Annotated in this window: 18 protein-coding genes; 8 read left to right on the top strand and 10 right to left on the bottom strand. The window is 62.8% G+C overall.

What is annotated here, in order from left to right:
• Positions 1 to 55: 55 nt before the first annotated feature.
• Positions 56 to 580 carry a GNAT family N-acetyltransferase gene (locus AC24GY_RS24995; protein WP_487688537.1) on the top strand — a complete coding sequence of 175 codons (525 nt, stop codon included), beginning with the start codon at positions 56 to 58 and terminating at the stop codon, positions 578 to 580.
• Here the strand turns inward: AC24GY_RS24995 and AC24GY_RS24990 are convergent.
• Complete coding sequence (locus tag AC24GY_RS24990) at positions 567 to 860, bottom strand: type II toxin-antitoxin system TacA family antitoxin (RefSeq protein ID WP_487688535.1); 294 nt, start codon at positions 858 to 860, stop codon at positions 567 to 569. The genes AC24GY_RS24995 and AC24GY_RS24990 overlap by 14 nt on opposite strands.
• 1,006 nt (positions 861 to 1,866) lie before the next feature.
• On the opposite strand from AC24GY_RS24990, the gene AC24GY_RS24985 reads away from it, so the two are divergent.
• Positions 1,867 to 2,049, top strand: coding sequence for a hypothetical protein (locus tag AC24GY_RS24985; protein WP_487688533.1), 183 nt, complete (start codon positions 1,867 to 1,869; stop codon positions 2,047 to 2,049).
• Between the two features lie 243 nt (positions 2,050 to 2,292).
• A complete protein-coding gene (locus AC24GY_RS24980) occupies positions 2,293 to 3,747 on the top strand; it encodes a DUF1501 domain-containing protein (protein ID WP_487688530.1) in 1,455 nt (484 codons plus the stop codon).
• Between the two features lie 399 nt (positions 3,748 to 4,146).
• On the opposite strand, the gene AC24GY_RS24975 is transcribed toward AC24GY_RS24980, so the two are convergent.
• The 7 genes from AC24GY_RS24975 to AC24GY_RS24945 all read right to left on the bottom strand — a co-directional run bounded on the left by AC24GY_RS24975 (position 4,147) and on the right by AC24GY_RS24945 (position 8,115).
• Positions 4,147 to 4,404, bottom strand: a complete 258-nt coding sequence (locus tag AC24GY_RS24975) for a hypothetical protein (protein WP_487688527.1) — start codon at positions 4,402 to 4,404, stop codon at positions 4,147 to 4,149.
• 223 nt (positions 4,405 to 4,627) lie between these two features.
• A complete protein-coding gene (locus AC24GY_RS24970) occupies positions 4,628 to 4,798 on the bottom strand; it encodes a hypothetical protein (RefSeq protein ID WP_422321300.1) in 171 nt (56 codons plus the stop codon).
• A 22-nt stretch (positions 4,799 to 4,820) separates the two neighbouring features.
• Positions 4,821 to 5,024, bottom strand: coding sequence for a CsbD family protein (locus AC24GY_RS24965; RefSeq protein ID WP_422321301.1), 204 nt, complete (start codon positions 5,022 to 5,024; stop codon positions 4,821 to 4,823).
• Between the two features lie 1,349 nt (positions 5,025 to 6,373).
• Positions 6,374 to 6,580 (bottom strand): hypothetical protein, encoded by a 207-nt coding sequence (locus AC24GY_RS24960; RefSeq protein WP_487688524.1) that lies wholly within the window; start codon positions 6,578 to 6,580, stop codon positions 6,374 to 6,376.
• A gap of 13 nt (positions 6,581 to 6,593) precedes the next feature.
• Entirely contained in the window at positions 6,594 to 6,803 is a 210-nt protein-coding gene (locus AC24GY_RS24955) for a hypothetical protein (RefSeq protein ID WP_487688521.1), read from the bottom strand.
• Between the two features lie 165 nt (positions 6,804 to 6,968).
• Positions 6,969 to 7,625, bottom strand: coding sequence for an RNA polymerase sigma factor (locus tag AC24GY_RS24950; protein WP_487688519.1), 657 nt, complete (start codon positions 7,623 to 7,625; stop codon positions 6,969 to 6,971).
• Between the two features lie 238 nt (positions 7,626 to 7,863).
• Positions 7,864 to 8,115: a hypothetical protein gene (locus tag AC24GY_RS24945; RefSeq protein ID WP_487688517.1), complete on the bottom strand. Its 252-nt coding sequence runs from the start codon at positions 8,113 to 8,115 to the stop codon at positions 7,864 to 7,866.
• A 570-nt stretch (positions 8,116 to 8,685) separates the two neighbouring features.
• Between AC24GY_RS24945 and parS the strand changes: the two genes are divergently transcribed.
• The 5 genes from parS (at position 8,686) to AC24GY_RS24920 (ending at position 15,209) form a co-directional block, all read left to right on the top strand.
• Positions 8,686 to 9,201: a type II RES/Xre toxin-antitoxin system antitoxin gene (gene parS / locus AC24GY_RS24940; RefSeq protein WP_487688515.1), complete on the top strand. Its 516-nt coding sequence runs from the start codon at positions 8,686 to 8,688 to the stop codon at positions 9,199 to 9,201.
• On the top strand, positions 9,198 to 9,650 hold the full coding sequence (locus tag AC24GY_RS24935) for an RES family NAD+ phosphorylase (RefSeq protein WP_487688513.1): 453 nt from the start codon (positions 9,198 to 9,200) through the stop codon (positions 9,648 to 9,650). Before parS ends, AC24GY_RS24935 begins: the two co-directional genes overlap by 4 nt.
• A 382-nt stretch (positions 9,651 to 10,032) precedes the next feature.
• A complete protein-coding gene (locus tag AC24GY_RS24930) occupies positions 10,033 to 10,155 on the top strand; it encodes a hypothetical protein (protein ID WP_487688511.1) in 123 nt (40 codons plus the stop codon).
• Between the two features lie 178 nt (positions 10,156 to 10,333).
• Positions 10,334 to 11,365: a hypothetical protein gene (locus AC24GY_RS24925; RefSeq protein ID WP_487688509.1), complete on the top strand. Its 1,032-nt coding sequence runs from the start codon at positions 10,334 to 10,336 to the stop codon at positions 11,363 to 11,365.
• Positions 11,366 to 11,531: 166 nt separating this feature from the next.
• A complete protein-coding gene (locus tag AC24GY_RS24920) occupies positions 11,532 to 15,209 on the top strand; it encodes a tetratricopeptide repeat protein (RefSeq protein ID WP_487688506.1) in 3,678 nt (1,225 codons plus the stop codon).
• A 393-nt stretch (positions 15,210 to 15,602) separates the two neighbouring features.
• On the opposite strand, the gene AC24GY_RS24915 is transcribed toward AC24GY_RS24920, so the two are convergent.
• A complete protein-coding gene (locus AC24GY_RS24915; protein ID WP_487688504.1) occupies positions 15,603 to 17,375 on the bottom strand; it encodes an exosortase/archaeosortase family protein in 1,773 nt (590 codons plus the stop codon).
• 56 nt (positions 17,376 to 17,431) lie between these two features.
• Positions 17,432 to 18,424 (bottom strand): PGAP-CTERM sorting domain-containing protein, encoded by a 993-nt coding sequence (locus AC24GY_RS24910; protein WP_487688501.1) that lies wholly within the window; start codon positions 18,422 to 18,424, stop codon positions 17,432 to 17,434.
• Positions 18,425 to 18,533: the final 109 nt, after the last annotated feature.

Below are 18,533 nucleotides of genomic sequence, written 5' to 3'. Positions count from 1 at the left end.
AACACCTGGAATTTCTTTGGTTTTGATGTCCAGGAGACTAGAATAAAAATTACCCATGACACCCCAGAAGCCAGCTTTCATCATCGAAACTCTCAACCCTGCGATCCATCGCCGGGATGAGTTCGATTGTGGAGTCCCTGCACTGAATGATTTCCTGCGCACACGGGCGCGCAAGGAGATGGATGCCGGAACGTCAGCGTGCTTTGTCATCGTGCCGAAGTCTGATCCTGGTATGATAGCGGGTTACTATACACTTTCTGCGGCGACGGTGGTTCGTACCGCTTTGCCGGAGGCTCTTACCAAAAAGCTGCCGCGTTACGAAGAACTTCCTTCGACGCTGCTTGGCCGGCTTGCTCGCGATATTCGATTCAAGAGGCAAAATATTGGCGAGCTCCTGATGGCCAGCATGCTGCGTCGTTCGGTTGCAGCTTCTCAAGAGGTGGCATCCTGGGCGGTCGTCACGGATCCGAAGGATGACAAAGCCCGGCAGTTTTATGCCAGTTTTGGTTTTCAGCCGCTGACTGCTGATCGAATGTTCTTGCCCATGAAACAGGCGGCTGGATGGATCAACGCTCGGTGACCGATGCGCGATGGAGTGCCAACGCCTCTCGCATCCGCTTGGTGGGTTGCTTGAGAGGGCTGGTGAGTGCTTTCACAAAACGCTGAGATTCAGCTTGGTTCAGCCGGACAACATTGTGGCGCTGAACCACTTCCTCAGCCGCCGCCCGAACATGAGATACGACGAAAACTGCCACGGAACATCCCTCCAGCCCTGCGGCACGCTCCAAAAGAGCCTTGTCTTCCGGTGTAACGCGGGCAACGAGACGGTCGGATCGGCGATGGATGGCTGCGGCTGGCATGGGTGATTGTGTGCCAAAGTGTGCCACAGATCAAGCTTTGCGCAACTCTGGTTTAATCTGGTGGGGATCTCGCTCGCAAAGATTTCCACGATGGTGCCCTTATTGATGCAAATGGCAGATTTACAATGAACTCCGGCGTCGAGGATGAGGCTGTTTATCAAGTGGGCCCCAGCCTCACCGTTTTGGTCATGCAGGGATTGAGTCAGTGGGAAATGTGTCAAGCATGACAGATTCATTTCCTTTTACCCCGCCGTTGGTGACGCTCTCTTTTTACTGCTTCGGAGTGTTCTAGCGAAGGAAGCGTTCAACCGCGCAGCGCCAACGAGGAGCCCGCGCACGCCTCTCGCATACCTCCGGCCTGCGCCCTTGATCTTGGGGGCGGGTTCGCGTGATCTGGTGGTTCTCGCTTCACCACCGGCTGCCTTCCGTGCTTTGCCTTCGGCTGTCTTCGCTTCGCTACGGCTCTCCGGGAGCGGGGCAAGACCGCCTAGGGGGGGATCGCAGTTTCATGAATCCAAGTGCCATTCATGCCTGCCACGCATGGCACTCAATTAAGGCCAGCCATCGCTGAAGAAACGGTCTTTCCCTGAGGCGCGCGAGCCTGCTGCCGCGCCAACGGCGCGAAGGAGTCAGCCCAGGGCGGGCCGAGCCTTGGCGAGTGCTGCCCTGGGAACCTGCGCACACCGACCGTCTCACGCAAAGGGCGCGCCCTGAATGGGCGCGGGAGGGCGTGCGACACGCGAGAAGCGGCCATGCACGGTGCAGACCGTTCGCCACTTCTCCTGCGCTCCTTCAGAGCGCGGCCTTGGGCGAGGCGGCGCGTTGTCACCAAACCCAGGGCTTGCTCGTTCCTCGCGGCGCCCTGGGCTGACTCCTGCGGGCCGTTGGCCCACAAAAGACGCCCCCGTCTTAAGCGTGCGCCATTCATGCCCGGCCTGAATGGCACTTGGTTAAGGGGGGAGATCGTGATTTTTTGGAGAGGCTGCTGGCAGTGTTCTGAGGCCCAGTGCTCACGCGAACGCGACAGCGTCTTGGAGTGCGTGCGGCAAGCCTGGGCGCGACGCCGCTTTTGCAGGCCGGATGGTGTGCCAAGGCCGAAGAACATGCCACACCTCGCGAAAGCGGTGTCGCCGATGCAGGCTTGCGCCGTGCATCTCTGCCACCGCAGTCCAAGACGCTGCCGCGTTGATCGACTGGCCAGACTTCAAAACCCATGATGCATGCCCTTAACAAAGCGCCATTCATGCCCGGCCTCTTTCTTCATGATCTCCACGGCTCTCATCCTGCGCCCACATGTCTGTCTCCCTATGACCTCATGACCGTATGACAGGGCCTCCCCCCACGCCCGCGCCTCCACCTTCCGCTTCCTTCCCGCCACGAATCCGTCCCCGTTTTGCAACATCACCCGCTCTGCCGCTGTAGGACTCACACCATGAACCTCTGGTTCCAGCAGCGCAGCGCTCCGGCGCTTTGTCCTGATCGGCGTCGGCTTTTGAAGTCGATGTCGGCGGGCGTGCTCGGGCTGGGATTGCCTGAGTGGCTGGCCTTGCAGGCGAGGGCGGGCAATGCGAGCGGTGCCGTTCAAGCAGGGCAGGCGAAGCGCGTGCTGGTCATCTATGAAGAGGGCGGCATCAGCCAGATGGACTCGTTTGATCCGAAGCCGGACGCGCTGCTGGATCACCGGTCGCCGTTCAAGCCGATCCCGACGAGCGTGCCGGGCACGCATTTCTCCGAACTCATGCCGCTCACGGCCAAGCAGGCGCATCGGCTCGCCGTTGTGCGCTCGATGACATCCGCGCCCACGGCGGGGCACAAGGAGTGCTGCCAGGAATTCTTCAAAGGCTACCGCAACACCAATGCCTTCGACTTTCCCGACATCGGCGCGGTGGTGACGGAACTCATGGGCACGGATCGCCCCGAGATGCCAGGCTACATCTTTTGCCCGGGCATCAACATGCCCAATGCCATCACCAGCACCGGGTTTCTGCCCGCGAGCCGCGCGCCTTGGAAGCTCGGCACCAAACAGCTCGGCGAAGACCTCAGCGATCCCGCGTGGAAGGTGCGCTCCCTGGAACTGCAGGCAGGGCTCGGGCGCGAGCGGCTGCTCGAGCGCTACCGCCTGCTGGAATCGCTCGATGCAGGAGCCATCGCACAATCGACCGCAGGGCAGTTGATGAAGGGGCACACCAAGCATGCGCTGGATCTGCTCACGAGCGACGAAGCGAAGCATGCGTTTGATCTTTCGCGCGAGTCCAAGAAAACGCGCGACCGCTACGGGCGCGATCATCGCGGCAGCTGCTACCTGCTCGGGCGGCGTTTGATCGAGTCCGGCGTGCGCTTTGTCACCGTCACGTGCATCCAGCCGCCGGAGCATGTGAAGCGCCCCGGCATCGGCCAGCCGGGCGGTGTGTTTCTGAACTGGGACCACCACGAAGGCATCTACAACAACGGCCCCTGCGGCGGCCCGCAGGGCAGCAGCAATCAGGAGCGCTACGGCCTGCCGCATCCGGTGATGATGCCCAGTCTGGACCGCTCCTTCAGCGCGCTGATCGAAGACATGCATGAACGCGGCCTGCTGGCCGAAACGCTCGTGTGCTTCGTCACCGAGATGGGCCGCACCCCGCGCATGAACAAGAACGGCGGGCGGGATCACTGGGCGCGTGCGATGTCCATCGCCTTTGCCGGTGCGGGTTGTCCCGGCGGTGCCGTCATCGGCGCCACCGACCGCGAAGGCGGCGATGTGACCGATGCCCTCTACACGCCCTACGACTACGCCGAAACGATCTACCGCAAACTCGGCTTCAGCGAGAACCAGCGCCTTGCAAGGCCCAACGGCGTCGCCGTGCCTCTGTCAGATGGTGGAAGAGCGATCCGTGAGTTGTTTTGAGTTCGTCGCTTCAAGCCCGTGGGGAATGCATGATTGGAAGCGGGATGTTTTATAGAAGGCCAGGCATGAATGGCATTCGGGGAAGGAGCGGATCGCATAATAGAGCGACTCAGGCCACAGCGCCCCCGGAGCGCGGACTTCCAGTCCGCAGCGGGTCGCTTTCACTCGGCGCATGTCGCTGCAGGTGGAAGTTCGCAATCACGAGGATTTCGGCACGTGAAAGCGAGTGGCAGAGAGCCGTTTCGGAATTCGGCGTGCATGCGGTGCTGCGAGCTCGAGGGAGGTGCGGAGCCATGTGTCTTCGCGGAGTGCTGCGGACTGAAGTCCGCGCTCCTGGACGCTTTGATCTGCGGTGCTCGATCCCGCGATGGACGCTCTTCAAACAGTTCGCTGCCGCGATTACTTCTTCTTCTGCGCCGCCTTCACCTTCGCCACATACTCGGCAGGGTTCTTGTTGAAGTCCTTCAGGCAGGACTTGCAGCACAGATAGACGTCCGTGCCATCGTGCGTGACTTTGACGGGTTTGCCCATGCCGCCAAGATCTTCATCTGAGACGACGCATTTGTTGAGCGGGTAGGTGGCAGGAACGCCTTCTATGGCAGAGGCGATGCCAGCACCGAGGAACAGGCTGGAGAGGAGGATGAGGATGGATTTCATGAGAAACTTTGGTTTGAAGGGAGGACGCAATGACATCAGGCGGCCATCGGGTGAAACACCCGCGTGGGGCCGGCCCCTTGAAGAAGTGGATGTTTTTCTTTCCTTGGGAGGACGTCGAGTCCCGCTGGCACCGGGCACGTGCGGGCAGGGGGCTTTGCCTGGGCCGTGAGGTGCACAGGCCCAGGCGCCGCCTGCCGGCGTGGCATCCGCTGGTATGCCGTGCCTAGCTGGATTTGTCCCGTATCTTTTGATGCAGGGCGGTGTGTTCCGGACCGGCCGTCTTCTCCGCTTGATCCTGCAGCAGTTCCAATTCCTTGGTCTTGGCGGGAAGTTGTTCAAACGTCTTCAGATCGGTGCCGAGTTTCTTTTCGGCTGCTGGTGGCTCTGGTTTCATGTGTTTGCTCTGTGCTGCGCGCTCAATTGCAGCAGCTGGATGAGGTGCCCTTGATGGCCTGTTCCACGGCTTCACGGGTTTCACCCGTGCGCTTCTGGATGCGGCCCACCAGTTCATCCTGCTTGCCTTCGATGAACTGGAGATCGTCATCGGTGAGCGTGGCCCATTTCTGCTTCAGCTTGCCCTTGATGATGTTCCAGTCGCCTTTGATTTCGAGTGTTGTCATGGTCGTGTGGGTTGGGTGTGGGTGGTTCTGCGGCCGGAATTTTCGCGGATCCGCATGCCACCACTCTGTGCCAGCGGGAGACGAATAGCGATGGGGTGTAACCCGACCTTGGGGCATTCATGCCTGGCATTGTCATCCACCCGCCGCTGCACCCATCACACACCCTCGGCCGAACGATACCACCAAATACCACGGCATGCGCCCAGCAAAGGGCCGGGGTGCCTCCAGGGGAGACAACCCGGCCCAAAGCGACGGACGGCGCTCAGTAAGAGCGGGTGGTTAGAGCGCCTCAGGCCACAGCGCCCCCGGAGCGCGGACTTCCAGTCCGCAGCAGGTCGCTTTCACTCAGCGCATGTCGCTGCAGGTGGAATTTCGCAAACACGGGTGTTTCGGCACGTGAAAGCGAGGGGCGGAGGGACGTTTCGGAATTCGGCGTGCATGCGGTGCAGCGAACTCGAGGGAGGTGCGGGGCCATGTGTCTTCGCGGAGTGCTGCGGACTGAAGTCCGCGCTCCTGGACGCTTTGATCTTCGGCACTTGATCCCGCGATGCCTTCTCTGGCATCCGCGCCATTCCCCGCTGCACCCATCCACACCGCCTGACGCTACCACTAAATACCACGGCACACCCCCAGCAAAAGGCCGGGATGCCTCCAGGGGAGACAACCCGGCCCAAAGCGACGGACGGCGCTCAGTAAGAGCGCCCCCGGAGCGCGGACTTCCAGTCCGCAGCAGGTCGCTTTCACTATTGAGCCTTGCGCAATTGACTGACAAGAAGAGCGTTCCTGGTGGAAGTGGACTCGGTGCCTGAATGCGGCAAACTTGCTGCGGGGCTCATTGCAGACGCTGCTGGCAGGCTTGAAGTGTGGCGGAGTGCTGGGTTTGCTTCCCAGCCTGGCTGCCAGAACCCAGGGGAGCACTCGCTAATGCTCGGCACCCCTGGGCTGTATGACGGAAGGCCGTTGGCCTTCAAGACAAGTGCGTCAGTCTATTGAGCAAGTCTCAATAAGCGCATGTCGCTGCAGGTGGAAGTTCGCAAACGCGGGTGTTTCGGCACGTGAAAGCGAGGGGCGGAGGGCCGTTTCGGAATTCGGCGTGCATGCGGTGCAGCGAACTCGAGGGAGGTGCGGAGCCATGTGTCTTCGCGGAGTGCTGCGGACTGAAGTCCGCGCTCCTGGACGCTTTGATCTTCGGCACTTGATCCCGCGATGCCTTCTCTGGCATCCGCGCCATTCCCCGCTGCACCCATCCACACCGCCTGACGCTACCAGTAAATACCACGGAATGCGCCCAGCAAAAGGCCGGGATGCCTCCAGAGGAAGACAACCCGGCCCAAAGCGACGGACGGCGCTCAGTAAGAGCGGGTGGTGGTGGTCTCCGTCGTGCTGGAAACGGGGACCTGGGACATGGGCATCCGGGTGGTCGTTGTTTCTTCCGTGGTGGTGATCGTGGTGGGCGGCGGGCGGCGGTCATCGTCGTCGTCCATCGTGTCGCAGCTGGAGAGGGTGGTGAAGGCGGCTGCGGCGAGGCAGCCGTAAAAGAGTGGGTGGTGTTTCATGGAGGTGGACGATTTATTTCTTGGTTTCGGTGGTGGTCGTGGTGGTCTTCTCGGCGGTGGGAGTGACGACGGTGGTTTTTTCCACGGTCTTCTCCGCTGCCGGGGTGACGATGGTGGTGTTTTTCTCGATCACTTTGTCCGGACCGGGGGCGGAGGTGTTGACCCGTGCGTCACAGGCGATCAGGAGAAAAGGGGCGAGGGCGAGGAGGAGATAAGGTTTCATGGTAGTAGGTGGTGGGTGTGTGTTTGGATGCGGGGTGACTGTGAAAAAATGAGGGTGCAGCGGACGGGCCGTGCGGGAGGAAAAATGAGGTGGATCGAGGGCGTCGGGCGGGTGAGGGGAGGGGCTTGCATGAGCGCGGCGGACGGCAGGCATCCGCCAGTCTCATCACGCCGCCTGCAGGCTGTGGATGGCATTGCGTGTGCGGAAGACCTGGCGCAGCCGTTTCAATCCGAGCTCCATGCGGGTTTTCACGGTGCCCAGCGGCGTCTGCATGGTGTGGGCCACCTCGCGCTGGCTCATGCCCTGGAGGAAGGCCAGCTCGATGACTTTTTTCTGCGCCACGGGCAGCAGCGTCAGGTGCTCTCCCAGCACGCGGCCCAGATCTGCCTGCACGCATTCATCCGCACGGCCCTGGGAGTAGGACTCGGTCTGCTGGACTTCTTCCTCCATGCGGCCCACGGCGCGGCAGTAGGCCATGGAGCGGCGCACGTGGTCGATCGCGCGGCGCTTGCACAGCGTCGTCAGCCAGGCCAGCGCGCGGCCTTTGTCGGGGGAGTAATGGTGGGCCTGGCGCCAGAGGCAGAGAAAGCACTCCTGCAAAACATCGTCTGCACCCGCCTCATCCGCGACCGTGCGCAGGATGGCGCTCTTGAGCATGCGGCGGTGGCGCTCGATCAGCGTTTCCAGCGCCGAGGCATCGCGCCGCTGGATGGCGGCCATGAGTTCTTCGTCAGGCGGCTGCGGGCTTTCAGGGCTGAAAGAGGGAGCCAAAGACTGCTGTGTTGCGTTGTTCCTGGCAAGAGTGGGGGCGAATGTGTTCATGTGCGGAGAGTGCTGATTCAGGGCCGGCTTCGGGGGCGATCCCCGTTGCTTACCCTCGGATGCTACAAAGCCCGCGCGGCCTTCACCATGGGGTGAAACCCTACAATGAACCGCCGCCCCGCAGGATCTGCTGGCCGCAATAGGGGTCAGGCAACAACACGGCGGCCCGCAGCGCGCCCGCCTTGCGTTGCAGAATCATCCACCTCACGCACTCCACGACGCGCCCCACCAGCTTGAATCAAATGCGCTGCTGCTTTTTGAAGACCCAGACGACCACGAAAGCCAGCGCCGCGTAGGCCGCATTGAAAGCCACGTCCCACGCATCGCACGTCTTGTGGGTGACAATCACCCCCAGGATGCGCGAGACATGCACCGCCAGCATCAAGGCGAGCACCAGCGCCGGGAGGCACACCCGCGATTTCATCCACACAATGACCCACAGCAGATACACCGCCGCCGCCATGGATGAAGCCAGGTACAAGCCGTTCATAAGTGATGCTCCTTTTACCTGACCGGCGGGAAAAACACCAGCCCTCATTCCAGCCCACCGCGCCTAGACCGTCGGAGGCAGGGCAGGGGAAACCCGCCTGCGCCCGCTGTTTGCTAGCCCACGGCAGGGACGCTCGTCTTTGCCGCAGAGAAGCAAAGAGGCAGAGGGAGCAGAGAGCCTGAATCAGAGTCAAAGCGTGGATTGCGCATGCAGGATCCATCTGCCGAACCAAGATCCCTGACCGCTGACGTGAAGCTCACAAGACGCTGATAGTTGAAGTCAGAAATGACGGATTCCGGATTGATTCGCTTCGCGCCCCCTTCGGGCTCCCTGCGGTCGTCTGACTCGCTTCGCTCGGCTCAGTATTAGCGTCAAGTCAGCGTCTCATCAGCGGTTCAAACCCCCTGCATTTTCACCCCAAGCTCCCGATCCCACATCATCCGAGTACCAGTGGATGCACCACAACCGTGAGGCCATGCTGCCCCCTTCCGCCGCCAGAAGGCAAGGCCCCTGTGGTGCCTCAAAAACGTGATTGACTTTGGTGTCAAATGATACATAAATAAGTATCAAATGAAAAAAGACTCCACCCTCGTCCAAGAGATCGCCCCCGTGTATCACGCCCGCGCAGAAGGCGGCGTGGGTGCGCGGAAAGTCGGCGGCGGCATCGTGGCTTACCTGGCGCATGGCGCTGCAGGCAGGCATGCACCGTTTGAGTTCACCACGGCCCGGCTCATCCAGTCCCTCAAGATCGGGCTTCCCGTGCAGGAGTTGGATGATTTGCGCAGCTGCCTGGACGTCTCCATGGAAAGGCTCGTGCCCATGCTCGGCATCTCCAAGGCCACGCTGCACCGGCGCATGGCGGCAGGCAGGCTGGATCCCGCAGAATCAGATCGCGTCGTGCGCTTTGCCCGGCTCATGGGCAAGGCCGTGGAGGTCATGGAGTCCGTGGAGAATGCACGTGCATGGCTCACCTCCGCGCAGCGCGGCCTCGGTGGTGCGGTGCCGCTGGAGTACGCAGAGACAGAGGTCGGCGCCCGTGAAGTGGAGGATCTCCTCGGCCGCATTGAATACAGCGTGTACTCATGAAGCTGCAGGCCTGGCGCATCGTGAAAGCAAAGCACGCCGCCACCGCCTTCAGCGGCGAAGGCGCGCGGCTCTACGGCGGCCGGTGGAATTCCCCCGGCGTCAGCCTCGTGTACACCAGCAGCACCCAGGCGCTGGCCGCGCTGGAGTCCCTCGTGCATCTCAATCCGCCCGTCATCTTCACCTACGCCGCCATCCCGCTCGAGTTCGAGGCCGCGCTCGTGGAAAAAGTCACCGCATTGCCCCCCGGCTGGGCGCTCTCGCCAGCCCCTCCTTCCACCCGTGCGCTGGGAGATCTCTGGGCCAAAGAAGCCCGCTCCGCCGTGCTGGAGCTCCCCAGCGCCATCATCCCCGGCGAGCCCAACTACCTCCTCAATCCCGCGCACCCCGACTTCAAGAAAATCGTCATCGGCAAGCCCGTGCCCTTCTCGTTTGATCCCCGACTGCTCTGAGGCAGCGCAGCACGAGCAAGCAGCGCGAATGCCACCGCAGCGGCCTCAGGAAAAGCCGCGCTCAATACCGGAACAGCAGCATCGCCCGCTCACCCGCTGAAACGCCAGTCCTCGCTCCCTCACAGCGTCTAAAATTTCCCCGGCCAGATCCCCCCAACACGCAGCATCCGCCTGCTTCAGCAGGATTCAATCGCGCCCACCGCCACAGCGCCTTAATACTCGTTCACGCTTAAATCATTCACCCAGAGAAGATTTCAACACTTATTCAATATTGTAAGAAATTTGTATTGATAAATTTGAATTTAGGGCTCATCCTATAAGCGTGATTATACTACGAACATTAGGAGGCGCGATTGGTTCCATGTTTACTTTAGGATCAGCAATGACTCCTATCGAGCTTGATCTATTACCGCGCTTATTTGTCGGCCTGTTTGGCCTCTTCCTGGTCCTCACTGCCTCTCTTGCCAAGGACAAGACCATCGAACGCTGGTTCGGCGGACTGTGAAGTTCCAGGCAGGCCCAGGGCAGGGGACACGCGTGACCGGTTTCCTTTAAGAAGCCGCGCACACCCTTGCCTGCTTGCCGCGCAGCCGCCACTGAAACAGCGTGCGCTAGGAAAACGAACCATCAATCATTCTGGCGATACGCGTTGTGCGTACGTGTTTCCCACCTAGTACACCCGCATGAAGCAACCGGCCCGCCTCCTTCTCGTCCTCCTCGCTCCGCTGCTCATGCTGCATGACGCCCGTGCGCAAAACGCCGGCGGCGTGCGCGCCTTCAAGGACATGCTCAAGGACATCCCCGCCAAGGAGATGCTGAAACTCTGGAGCGACAAAAAAGCCGAGGTCGCCCTCAGCATCACCCGGCAGATCGAGACCAAGGAAGTTGGCAAAGTCGGCACCTACCGTGGCAAAGTCACCAAGCTCGACCCCTACTCCTTTCGCAATGAGAACCTCGTCGGCTGGCGTCTCGGCGTGGAGGAAAATTTCAAACGCGGTGGCGACACCCTCCTCGTCTTCTCCTGGGTCATGGTCCACACCGATCCCCAGGGCCTCATCCCCAAGATCCGCCTCGGCGATGAAATCACCGTCACCGGCACGGTCAACCGCGCCGAACTCACCGCCATCGACAATCCCCGGCTCAATGTCGATCTCATCGTCCCCGTCATGAACAACGGCAAAGGCGCGGCCGAAAAAGCCACCGCCGAAAAGCCCGGCGCCAAACCCGCCGCTCCCGCCGTCATGCCCACACCGGTGCCCGCACCCGTGCCGGCTGCCCCAGTCCAGACCGCAGACTACCCGCTCGACCGCATCCTCGATGCCCTCCCCGAAGCCTCGCGCGCCACCCTCAGCACCGCACCGCTGGCCGCCGACTCCATCCCCGCGCTGAATGCCGCCCTCTCCACCCTCGCCCTGCGCAAGCCCTTCAAGTTCACCTTCAAGACCGAAGCCGCCGCCGCGCTCCCCAAGAGCCCAGAGAGATTCCAAATCCGCGCCGCCCCCGGCCTCCTCAGCGGCAAATACCCCGCCCTCCAGCAGCACTGGGTGCATCTTTACATGCCCACCGCCAATGCCGCAGAAATCGCCAAGGCCGGCCTCGGCGCCACCCTCACCATGAGCGGCACCATCACCCGCATCGACATCATCACCACCCCCCAGGGCGTCCGCCAGCTCCAGCTCAATCTCGAAGACGCCCAGCTCCTCACACCGCCCTGAGCGGTTCAGGCAAAGTAGCCCGGATTCGCCGCGAAGGCGTCCCCGCTGCGCTCCATCCGTATCGCGGCGTTTCACTCTGGCGTTTTAAGCGACACCTCATAGACCAGAGGTTGCCTCCTAAAGATCCATCGGTATATCGCGTGCATCTTTTAGGTTCGCTTTGGCCATGAATCCCTCTCCGCTTTTCAGTCTTGCCACCCTCACGCTCAAAGACAGCCGCTTAGAGCTGCGGTACACAGACGCAAATGTCCGCGAAGATCGCGCCCTGACCGATGCCGATGTGCAGCAGTTTCAGCAGTGGGCCTCCCGGCACCTGTTGCTCGCCAGCCAGCATGATGACGCCACCGCGCCGGCCCTGCTGGCTCTGGGGCAGGAAATGGGCAAATGGCTCGATAGTGCCAGCTCCGGCTTCACCCGCCTCCTCGAAGCCGCCCACGTTCCGCTGGTTCTGGAGTGCTGCATCGGCCGCATGGACAAGACGGACATCGCCCGTGCTTTTCTTGACGCGCCCTGGGAATTGCTCGCACTGCCGGGGCATGATCGTCACCTTGCCCTGCGTGCAGACGTCGTGCTCACCGTCATCCGCCGCATCGGTCTCGCGCAGCCTCCGCCCCCGCCTTCGCAGCATCGTCTCGGCGTCGTCTTCATGGCCGCCGCCCCGCGCAACGCCGACAATCTCAACTGGGAGGCCGAGGAAACCGCCATCCTCAACGCCACGCAAGCCATGCCCCTGGACTTCGTCGTGGAGGAAAGCGGCACGCTCGATCTCCTCGCCGCCTGCGTCTCGCGTGAAAAGCCCGACGTCGTGCAGATCTCCTGCCACGGCACCCTGAAGCCCACCCCCGGCCTCCTGCTGGAGGATGATGTGGGAGACCTGGCCTTTGTCCCTGCCGACCAGCTCATCCAGAAGCTTGCCGCCCACCAGCCCCGCCTGCTCTTTCTCTCCGCCTGCGAGACCGCAGAAGCTCATGCCAAGCTCAATTCCCTGGCGCAGGACCTCGTGCGCTCCGGCGCGCAGGCCCTCCTCGGCTGGGCCGCCTCCGTGCTGGACCATGAGGCCACCTTGTTCAGCTCCCTGCTTCTCAGCCACCTCTCAGAGGGCGTGGCACTGCCCCAGGCCTTCGCCTACGCACGCCGGGCGCTGGCAGAGCACGCTAGCTTGGAAGAAACCACCGATGGCAGCCCCCGTGCCCGGCACTGGCATCTCGCCCGCCTGTATTTCGCGCCCCGGGGCGGCGGCGTGCTGGCCACCGCCGGCGGGCCGCGTCGGCTCGCGGGGCAGGGGCAGGCCTCCAAGACCTTCCTCGATGTCAAAGGCAGCCAGGTGCCCGTGGCCGGAGATCTGGAGTTCGTTGGCCGCCGCCGGGAGGTGCAAACCATCCTGCGCGAGTTCCGCGCCCCGACCGCCGACCGCCACGCTGGTGTGATCATCCATGGCATGGGCCGTCAGGGCAAATCCAGCCTCGCCGCTCGCGTCGCCCGCCGCTTGGAGCACAGCTACGATGTCGTCGTCCTCTTCGGTCGCTACGATGCCCCTGCCATTCTCACCGCCTTGCGCGATCGCATCGGCACGGCAGAAGTCGCCGCCATCGTGGCCGAGTACCTGCCCCGCGTTGAGCAGGACCCCAGCGCTCTGGGACAGGCCCTCCACGCCTTGCTCACAGGCCCCTGCAGCCAGCCCGACTCCGCCAAAAAACACCGTCCCGTGCTCCTCATTGTGGATGACTTTGAGCAGGCGCTGCTGCCCCAGCCCGATGCCCGGCATCAAGTCAGGCCCGAGTTTGTGGACAGCACCCGCGCCCTCATCCACGCCTTCCAGCAGGCCGAGACCGACTCCCGCCTGCTCTTCACCAGCCGCTTCCAGTTCACCCTGCCAGACAGCCAGGGCAGGGAACTCACCGACCGCCTGCTCGAACTACCACTTCATGGTATGACCGACCGCGAGGCGCACAAGCAGGCCTTCGCCCGCCTGCGCCAGCAGACCCACCTCTCCAAGCAGCATACCAAAAATCTGCCCGAGTTGCACAAGCGCCTCGGCCCCATCATGGCCGCCGCCCTGGGAAATCCTGGCCTGCAGGATCTCCTCTTCAGCCTCTGCCTCGATGACCCCGCCGCCTGCGACACCTGCCTCGCGCAGATGGCCGCCTACAGCGCCACCGGCCACGAGCCCGATGCCGACCGGCTGCGCCAGTTCCTCGAAAACCTCGCCATCACCGGCCTGCTGCACCTCCTCACCCCGCCCGTGCGCAACCTGCTGCGCGCCTCCACCCTCTTCCGTCTTCCCGTGCCCGTGGCCGTCATGGCAGCTCTGGCGCATTCTCCCGCCATCGGCAGCGACCAGCATGCCATCGCCCGCTTGCTGGAACTCGGCCTTTGGGAAGCCTACGAAGACCTGCACGATCCCCAGCAGCGCGCCCTCGCCGTCAATGCCTTGGTGCGCCCTATCGTGGACGATCTCACACCTGATGAGCAGCGCCAGCACGCCGCCACCGCCAGCCTGCCTCTCTTTGAGGCCTGGGGCGCGGAGGCTGAGGCCGACCAGCGTCAGTATTCCCAGGACCTGGAACTCACCCGACTAGCCCTGCAGGCTCCAGAACCCCGCGTGCTGGCCTGTTCTGGAGTTGATGCGCTGCGAGCTTTGGATCATCAGTTTGAATATCGAGTAGCGGCGGTCTGGGCCCAGGAAATTATGTCCGTTTTGGATGCGGCAGGCGTGCCCGCCTCGGTGCGCCTGCTGCACGTGGCGGCTGAAAGCGTGGAACAAGTGGGAGAGGTCGCGCAAGCCGCGCAGTACCGTGAGCGTGCTTTCGACCTGCTGCGAGAGGGGGCTGTCGTGTCAGACTTTGACCGAGGTGCCTTGTCACTTGCTCACGCCAGAGCCTTGCAGCAACTTGGTGAAATCGAGCAGTCCTTGGCTTACTTTGAAGAGGCCCGCCGCTTCGCCACAACAGAGAAAAATCGTGCGGTGGTCTTGGGAGAGGTCGCGCGCATTCGCGCGGATAAGGGGGAGGTGGACGCTGCCCTCAAGCTGCACCAAGAGGAACTGGCTGTTTACGAAGCCTCGGGAGACAAGCGCTCGCGCGCGGTCACGCTGGGGGACATCGCACGCATTCGCGCGGCCAAGGGTGAGGTGGACGCCGCCCTCAAGCTGCACGAGGAAAGACTGGCCGTTTACGAAGACTTGGGCGACAAGCGCTCGCGCGCGGTCACGCTGGGGGGCATCGCACGCATTCGCGCGGCCAAGGGTGAGGTGGACGCTGCCCTCAAGCTGCACGAGGAGGAGTTGGCCGTTTACGAAGACTTGGGCGACAAGCGCTCGCGCGCGGTCACGCTGGGGGACATCGCGCGCATTCGCGCGGCCAAGGGTGAGGTGGACGCCGCACTCAAGCTGGAGGAGGAGGCGCTGGCCGTTTACGAAGACTTGGGCGACAAGCGCTCGCGCGCGGTCACGCTGGGGGACATCGCGAGCATTCGCGCGGCCAAGGGTGAGGTGGATGCCGCACTCAAGCTGCACGAGGAACAACTCGGTATCTTCGAGTTCTTGGGCGACCTCAGTGAAAAGGCCCAAACTCTTTGGTCAGTAGCAAAGATCGAAATGCAGCAGCAGCAATGGAAGGCCGCCTATGAGAAGCTGACCGAGTCTTATACCATCAATCTCCAACTGGGCCGCCTGGACGGCATCTGCTTTGTGGGCCTGGATTTGGGTCAACTCCTCTGCGCCGCCGGGCAGAGGGAGGAAGGGTGGAAAATCCTGCAACGCTCGCTGGCCGGGTTTCAGCAGTTGGACCGGCAGCGGGAGGTGGAGCATACGCAGAATATTCTGGCCGCAATTCCTGCAGCTTGATGAAAATCTGGCAGCGTATTCTGGGGTCGAAATAACCGGGGCCATTCTCCAAAAATTCGCCGACACTCCCGTTACGGCGTAACTGGACAACTTGGCTTCGCCCGCTCTACTCATGCCATGATCTGTTGAAATCAGGTTTGTCATCCGGTCTCAGCAGACCTGTTCTCGAACAGGCGGGCAGCGCGGCGCCCGGGTGTAGGTTGGGTGTGTTTGGCGTCGAAACCATGCCATCTTCCACCGCCTTGTTCGCCAAACCGCCCGACTGCGAGGGCATTCGCAAGCCGGAGTGTTTGCAGTACGCTCACAGACGGGCGGGCTGTCGCCACAACCGTCCTACGACACCAGCCGCCTGCCTTTGACGATGCTCAGACTCGTTTTCAAATGTCTGTGGTATCACTCCTTCACCACCGCCACCCGCGCATCCGTGTCGCCTGCACACTCCTCAAAAAACCGCTGCGCCAGCGCCTCGCAGGCCGTGTTGAATTCGGCGGCGCTGTGCGCCTCGTTGGCGGAGACAAAGATCAGGTGCACTCCCGGGTCTCTCCACGGGCAGAAGGTGCTGCGCACGTAGGATGGGTAGTCCGCCAGCATGTGGCCGTCCTGCATGAAGAATTCGCGAAACCAGTGCTTGCCGTCCGTCATCACCTGCGGGCAGTTTTCCACCGCGCTGAGCTCGATGCCCCGGTACTTCAGGCACACCTCCAGCGTGTGGTGCCGGTCGCGGCTCGCGGAGCTGTAGCACGCCAGCCCGATCTCCTTGGGCTGACCGTGCAGACGCACCTCAAAGCAGTTCGGCGAGATGCACCGCGACATCACGCCCGCCGGCGGCTCCCAGCTCGTCTGACCGATCGCCAGCAGCGTGGACGCCAGGAAAGGGAAGGTGAGGCAGGCATAAAAGGCCACCTGCACCGCCCAGCCCAGCCGCCGTGGCCTCATCACGCCCCCAGGTGTCCGTGGCGCAGCAGCGTTGGCATCCGCAGTCAAAACAGCGGCGTCATGCCCACTTGCGGCGGCGGCTTCATCAGCAGCGCAGGCATCCGCCTTTTGAGCAGCCACCTCAGCCGCACTGCGCGCAGCGGCATCATGTCTGCTTGCGGCCGCAGATTCATTGCGCAGAGCGGCATCTGCATTCGCAGCGGCACGCTCAAAAGTCGTATGAGGCACAGCGGACTTATCCTTCAGGTCACTCGCCGCCGCCTTGTCATCCGCAGTCTCCATTTCGGTCGCAGCCACCCTGTCATCGGCAGCCTGTAGGTCACCCGCAGCAGCTTTGGCGCTCGCAGCCGCCTTCGCAGTCTCCTCCGCGCCCTCGCCGAAAAACATCACCCAGGCCACGCCAGCGGCGGCCACGGCCCAGGACCACGGCTGCATCACCACCAGCGAATTCGTGCACGCCACGCAGGCCAGGCCCGGCACGCTCACAATCCAGCGCGGCTGCACCAGCAGCGGGCACAGCAGCAGCCACGGCAGCCAGAAAGATTCCATGCCCACCACCGCGATTCCCGCGCCCGCCGTCACCCATGCCGCCAGCGGCCACGCACGCGCGCGCGCCGCATCATCGCGCACACGGCACTGCGCCAGGCCCACCACCGCCGCCAGCGTCAGCAGCAGCGCATTCGGAGTGCCCGCCATCGGCGCCAGCAGAGCCACCACCGCCGCCGCATGCAGCGTCTCCATCAGCCCTGCCCGCAGCGCGCGCCCGTCACGCGGCGTGATCAGCGAGATGAACGGCACCAGCCAGATGAAACCGATGAAGTAATGCGTCTGCGGACTCTCCACCCCTGGATACGCCACCGTGCGGTACGCCAGCAGCGTCAGCACCCGCAGCACATTCGCCACCGCCGCCGCCGGCACCATGCCCAGCATGCACAGCCAGAAGCGCCACGCGCGGCTCTCCTTGCGGTTCACCCACACCGCCAGCGCCAGCAGGATGAAGAGCAGATTGATCCCCGCGCAGTCCCGCGTCCACGGCACCAGCAGCCTGCCCACCCGCAGCTCCTCCCCGCAGTCCACCGCCTCATTGCCAAACCACCTCAGCGTCCCCAGCACCAGCGGGCGCGTGAAGTCCACCACCACATCCCGCGACTGCGCCAGGTGCACCGCACCCGCCACCACTGCGGCCGCCACGCCCGTTCGAACGCCGGCAGATGAAAAACGAAAAGTCATGATGTGGTAGAATAAAGTAGAATGTGACATCAGCTTAAAAACTCACCGCAGCAAAATCACGCCGCCTTGCGCAGTCGCGTGCGCACCTGGCGCAGGCCCAGCACGCCGGCAAAGGCCGCCAGCAGCGCCACCGGAGGAGCCGGTGCGCCCGGAGCCGCACCCACCGCCGAGGTGGCCAGGGTCGCGTCAGCCGCCGTGCCAGCACCCGAAGTCCAGCCTGCGCCCGCAGCCGCCAGGAAAACCGCCATCGTCGAGTCCGCCGTCTTCTGGGCGTCATCCGCAGCCCTCGTTGCGGCAAACATCACCTCTTCGGCTTCCTTGGCGCTGTCCTCAGCCCGTGCTGCCGCCGTCTTGGCGTCATCCGCCACCTTCGTGGCCGTCATTCTGGCTTCTTCGGCCCGCTTCGAATCATCCGCCGCCTTCGTGGCTGCCCCCTTGGCGGCTTCGGCCATCCTGGCGTCATCCGCCGCCCTTGTGGCTGCCACCTTGGCTTCATCCGCCTTCCTGGTGTCTTTCGGGTCCTTCTCTGCTTCGATCCTGGCTTCTTCGGCTTTCTTGGCTTCATCCTCGGCCCTCGATGCCGCGTTTTTAGCTTCATCCGCAGACTTCGCGGCCACATTCCTGGCCTCATCCGCCGCCTTTGTGGAGGCAGTCTTGGCCTCCTCGGCCTTTCTGGAATCTTCGGCCGCCTTCGCTGCCGCAGTCCTGGCTTCATCCGCAGCTTTCGCCGCAGCCGTCTTGGCGACTTCGGCCTTCCTCGCGTCATCCGCCGCCTTCGTGGCTGCGATCTTGGCGGCTTCAGCCCTCTTGGCCTCTTCGGCCCTCTTCGCTTCGTCAGCTTTCTTGGATTCCTCCGACTCCTCTCGCTTCGACTCTTCCTCCTTCTTCATTTCTTCAGCCTTCTTGGCCTCTTCCTCATTTTCGGAGTCTTCCGACTCCTTCGACAGCGAAGCGGCTGCTTCAGTGGAGGTTTTCGAAGTAGTGGAGTCCTCCGCGAAGGCTGGCAGCGCGGTGGCGAAAAGAACGACAGACAGGAGTGTGGATTTCATCAGGCACCGACAATCGCGCCCATTTCCTTTCCCGAAAACCCCCACAGATGCAGGGGGGATTGTGGCCCGGCGCACTCACGTTTCCGCAGCGCACGAAAAATGCAGAGCT

It is taken from the genome of Prosthecobacter sp. Pr1, from assembly GCF_057652315.1.
This window is presented reverse-complemented; position numbering and strand designations above follow the sequence as displayed.

What these genes read in the sequence shown, in the direction of transcription:
- AC24GY_RS24995 (WP_487688537.1), top strand. Translation starts at nt 56, where the DNA reads ATGACACCCCAGAAGCCAGCTTTCATCATCGAAACTCTCAACCCTGCG.
- AC24GY_RS24990 (WP_487688535.1), bottom strand. Translation starts at nt 860, where the DNA reads ATGCCAGCCGCAGCCATCCATCGCCGATCCGACCGTCTCGTTGCCCGC.
- AC24GY_RS24980 (WP_487688530.1), top strand. Translation starts at nt 2,293, where the DNA reads ATGAACCTCTGGTTCCAGCAGCGCAGCGCTCCGGCGCTTTGTCCTGAT.
- AC24GY_RS24975 (WP_487688527.1), bottom strand. Translation starts at nt 4,404, where the DNA reads ATGAAATCCATCCTCATCCTCCTCTCCAGCCTGTTCCTCGGTGCTGGC.
- AC24GY_RS24970 (WP_422321300.1), bottom strand. Translation starts at nt 4,798, where the DNA reads ATGAAACCAGAGCCACCAGCAGCCGAAAAGAAACTCGGCACCGATCTG.
- AC24GY_RS24965 (WP_422321301.1), bottom strand. Translation starts at nt 5,024, where the DNA reads ATGACAACACTCGAAATCAAAGGCGACTGGAACATCATCAAGGGCAAG.
- AC24GY_RS24960 (WP_487688524.1), bottom strand. Translation starts at nt 6,580, where the DNA reads ATGAAACACCACCCACTCTTTTACGGCTGCCTCGCCGCAGCCGCCTTC.
- AC24GY_RS24955 (WP_487688521.1), bottom strand. Translation starts at nt 6,803, where the DNA reads ATGAAACCTTATCTCCTCCTCGCCCTCGCCCCTTTTCTCCTGATCGCC.
- AC24GY_RS24950 (WP_487688519.1), bottom strand. Translation starts at nt 7,625, where the DNA reads ATGAACACATTCGCCCCCACTCTTGCCAGGAACAACGCAACACAGCAG.
- AC24GY_RS24945 (WP_487688517.1), bottom strand. Translation starts at nt 8,115, where the DNA reads ATGAACGGCTTGTACCTGGCTTCATCCATGGCGGCGGCGGTGTATCTG.
- parS (WP_487688515.1), top strand. Translation starts at nt 8,686, where the DNA reads ATGAAAAAAGACTCCACCCTCGTCCAAGAGATCGCCCCCGTGTATCAC.
- AC24GY_RS24935 (WP_487688513.1), top strand. Translation starts at nt 9,198, where the DNA reads ATGAAGCTGCAGGCCTGGCGCATCGTGAAAGCAAAGCACGCCGCCACC.
- AC24GY_RS24930 (WP_487688511.1), top strand. Translation starts at nt 10,033, where the DNA reads ATGACTCCTATCGAGCTTGATCTATTACCGCGCTTATTTGTCGGCCTG.
- AC24GY_RS24925 (WP_487688509.1), top strand. Translation starts at nt 10,334, where the DNA reads ATGAAGCAACCGGCCCGCCTCCTTCTCGTCCTCCTCGCTCCGCTGCTC.
- AC24GY_RS24920 (WP_487688506.1), top strand. Translation starts at nt 11,532, where the DNA reads ATGAATCCCTCTCCGCTTTTCAGTCTTGCCACCCTCACGCTCAAAGAC.
- AC24GY_RS24915 (WP_487688504.1), bottom strand. Translation starts at nt 17,375, where the DNA reads ATGACTTTTCGTTTTTCATCTGCCGGCGTTCGAACGGGCGTGGCGGCC.
- AC24GY_RS24910 (WP_487688501.1), bottom strand. Translation starts at nt 18,424, where the DNA reads ATGAAATCCACACTCCTGTCTGTCGTTCTTTTCGCCACCGCGCTGCCA.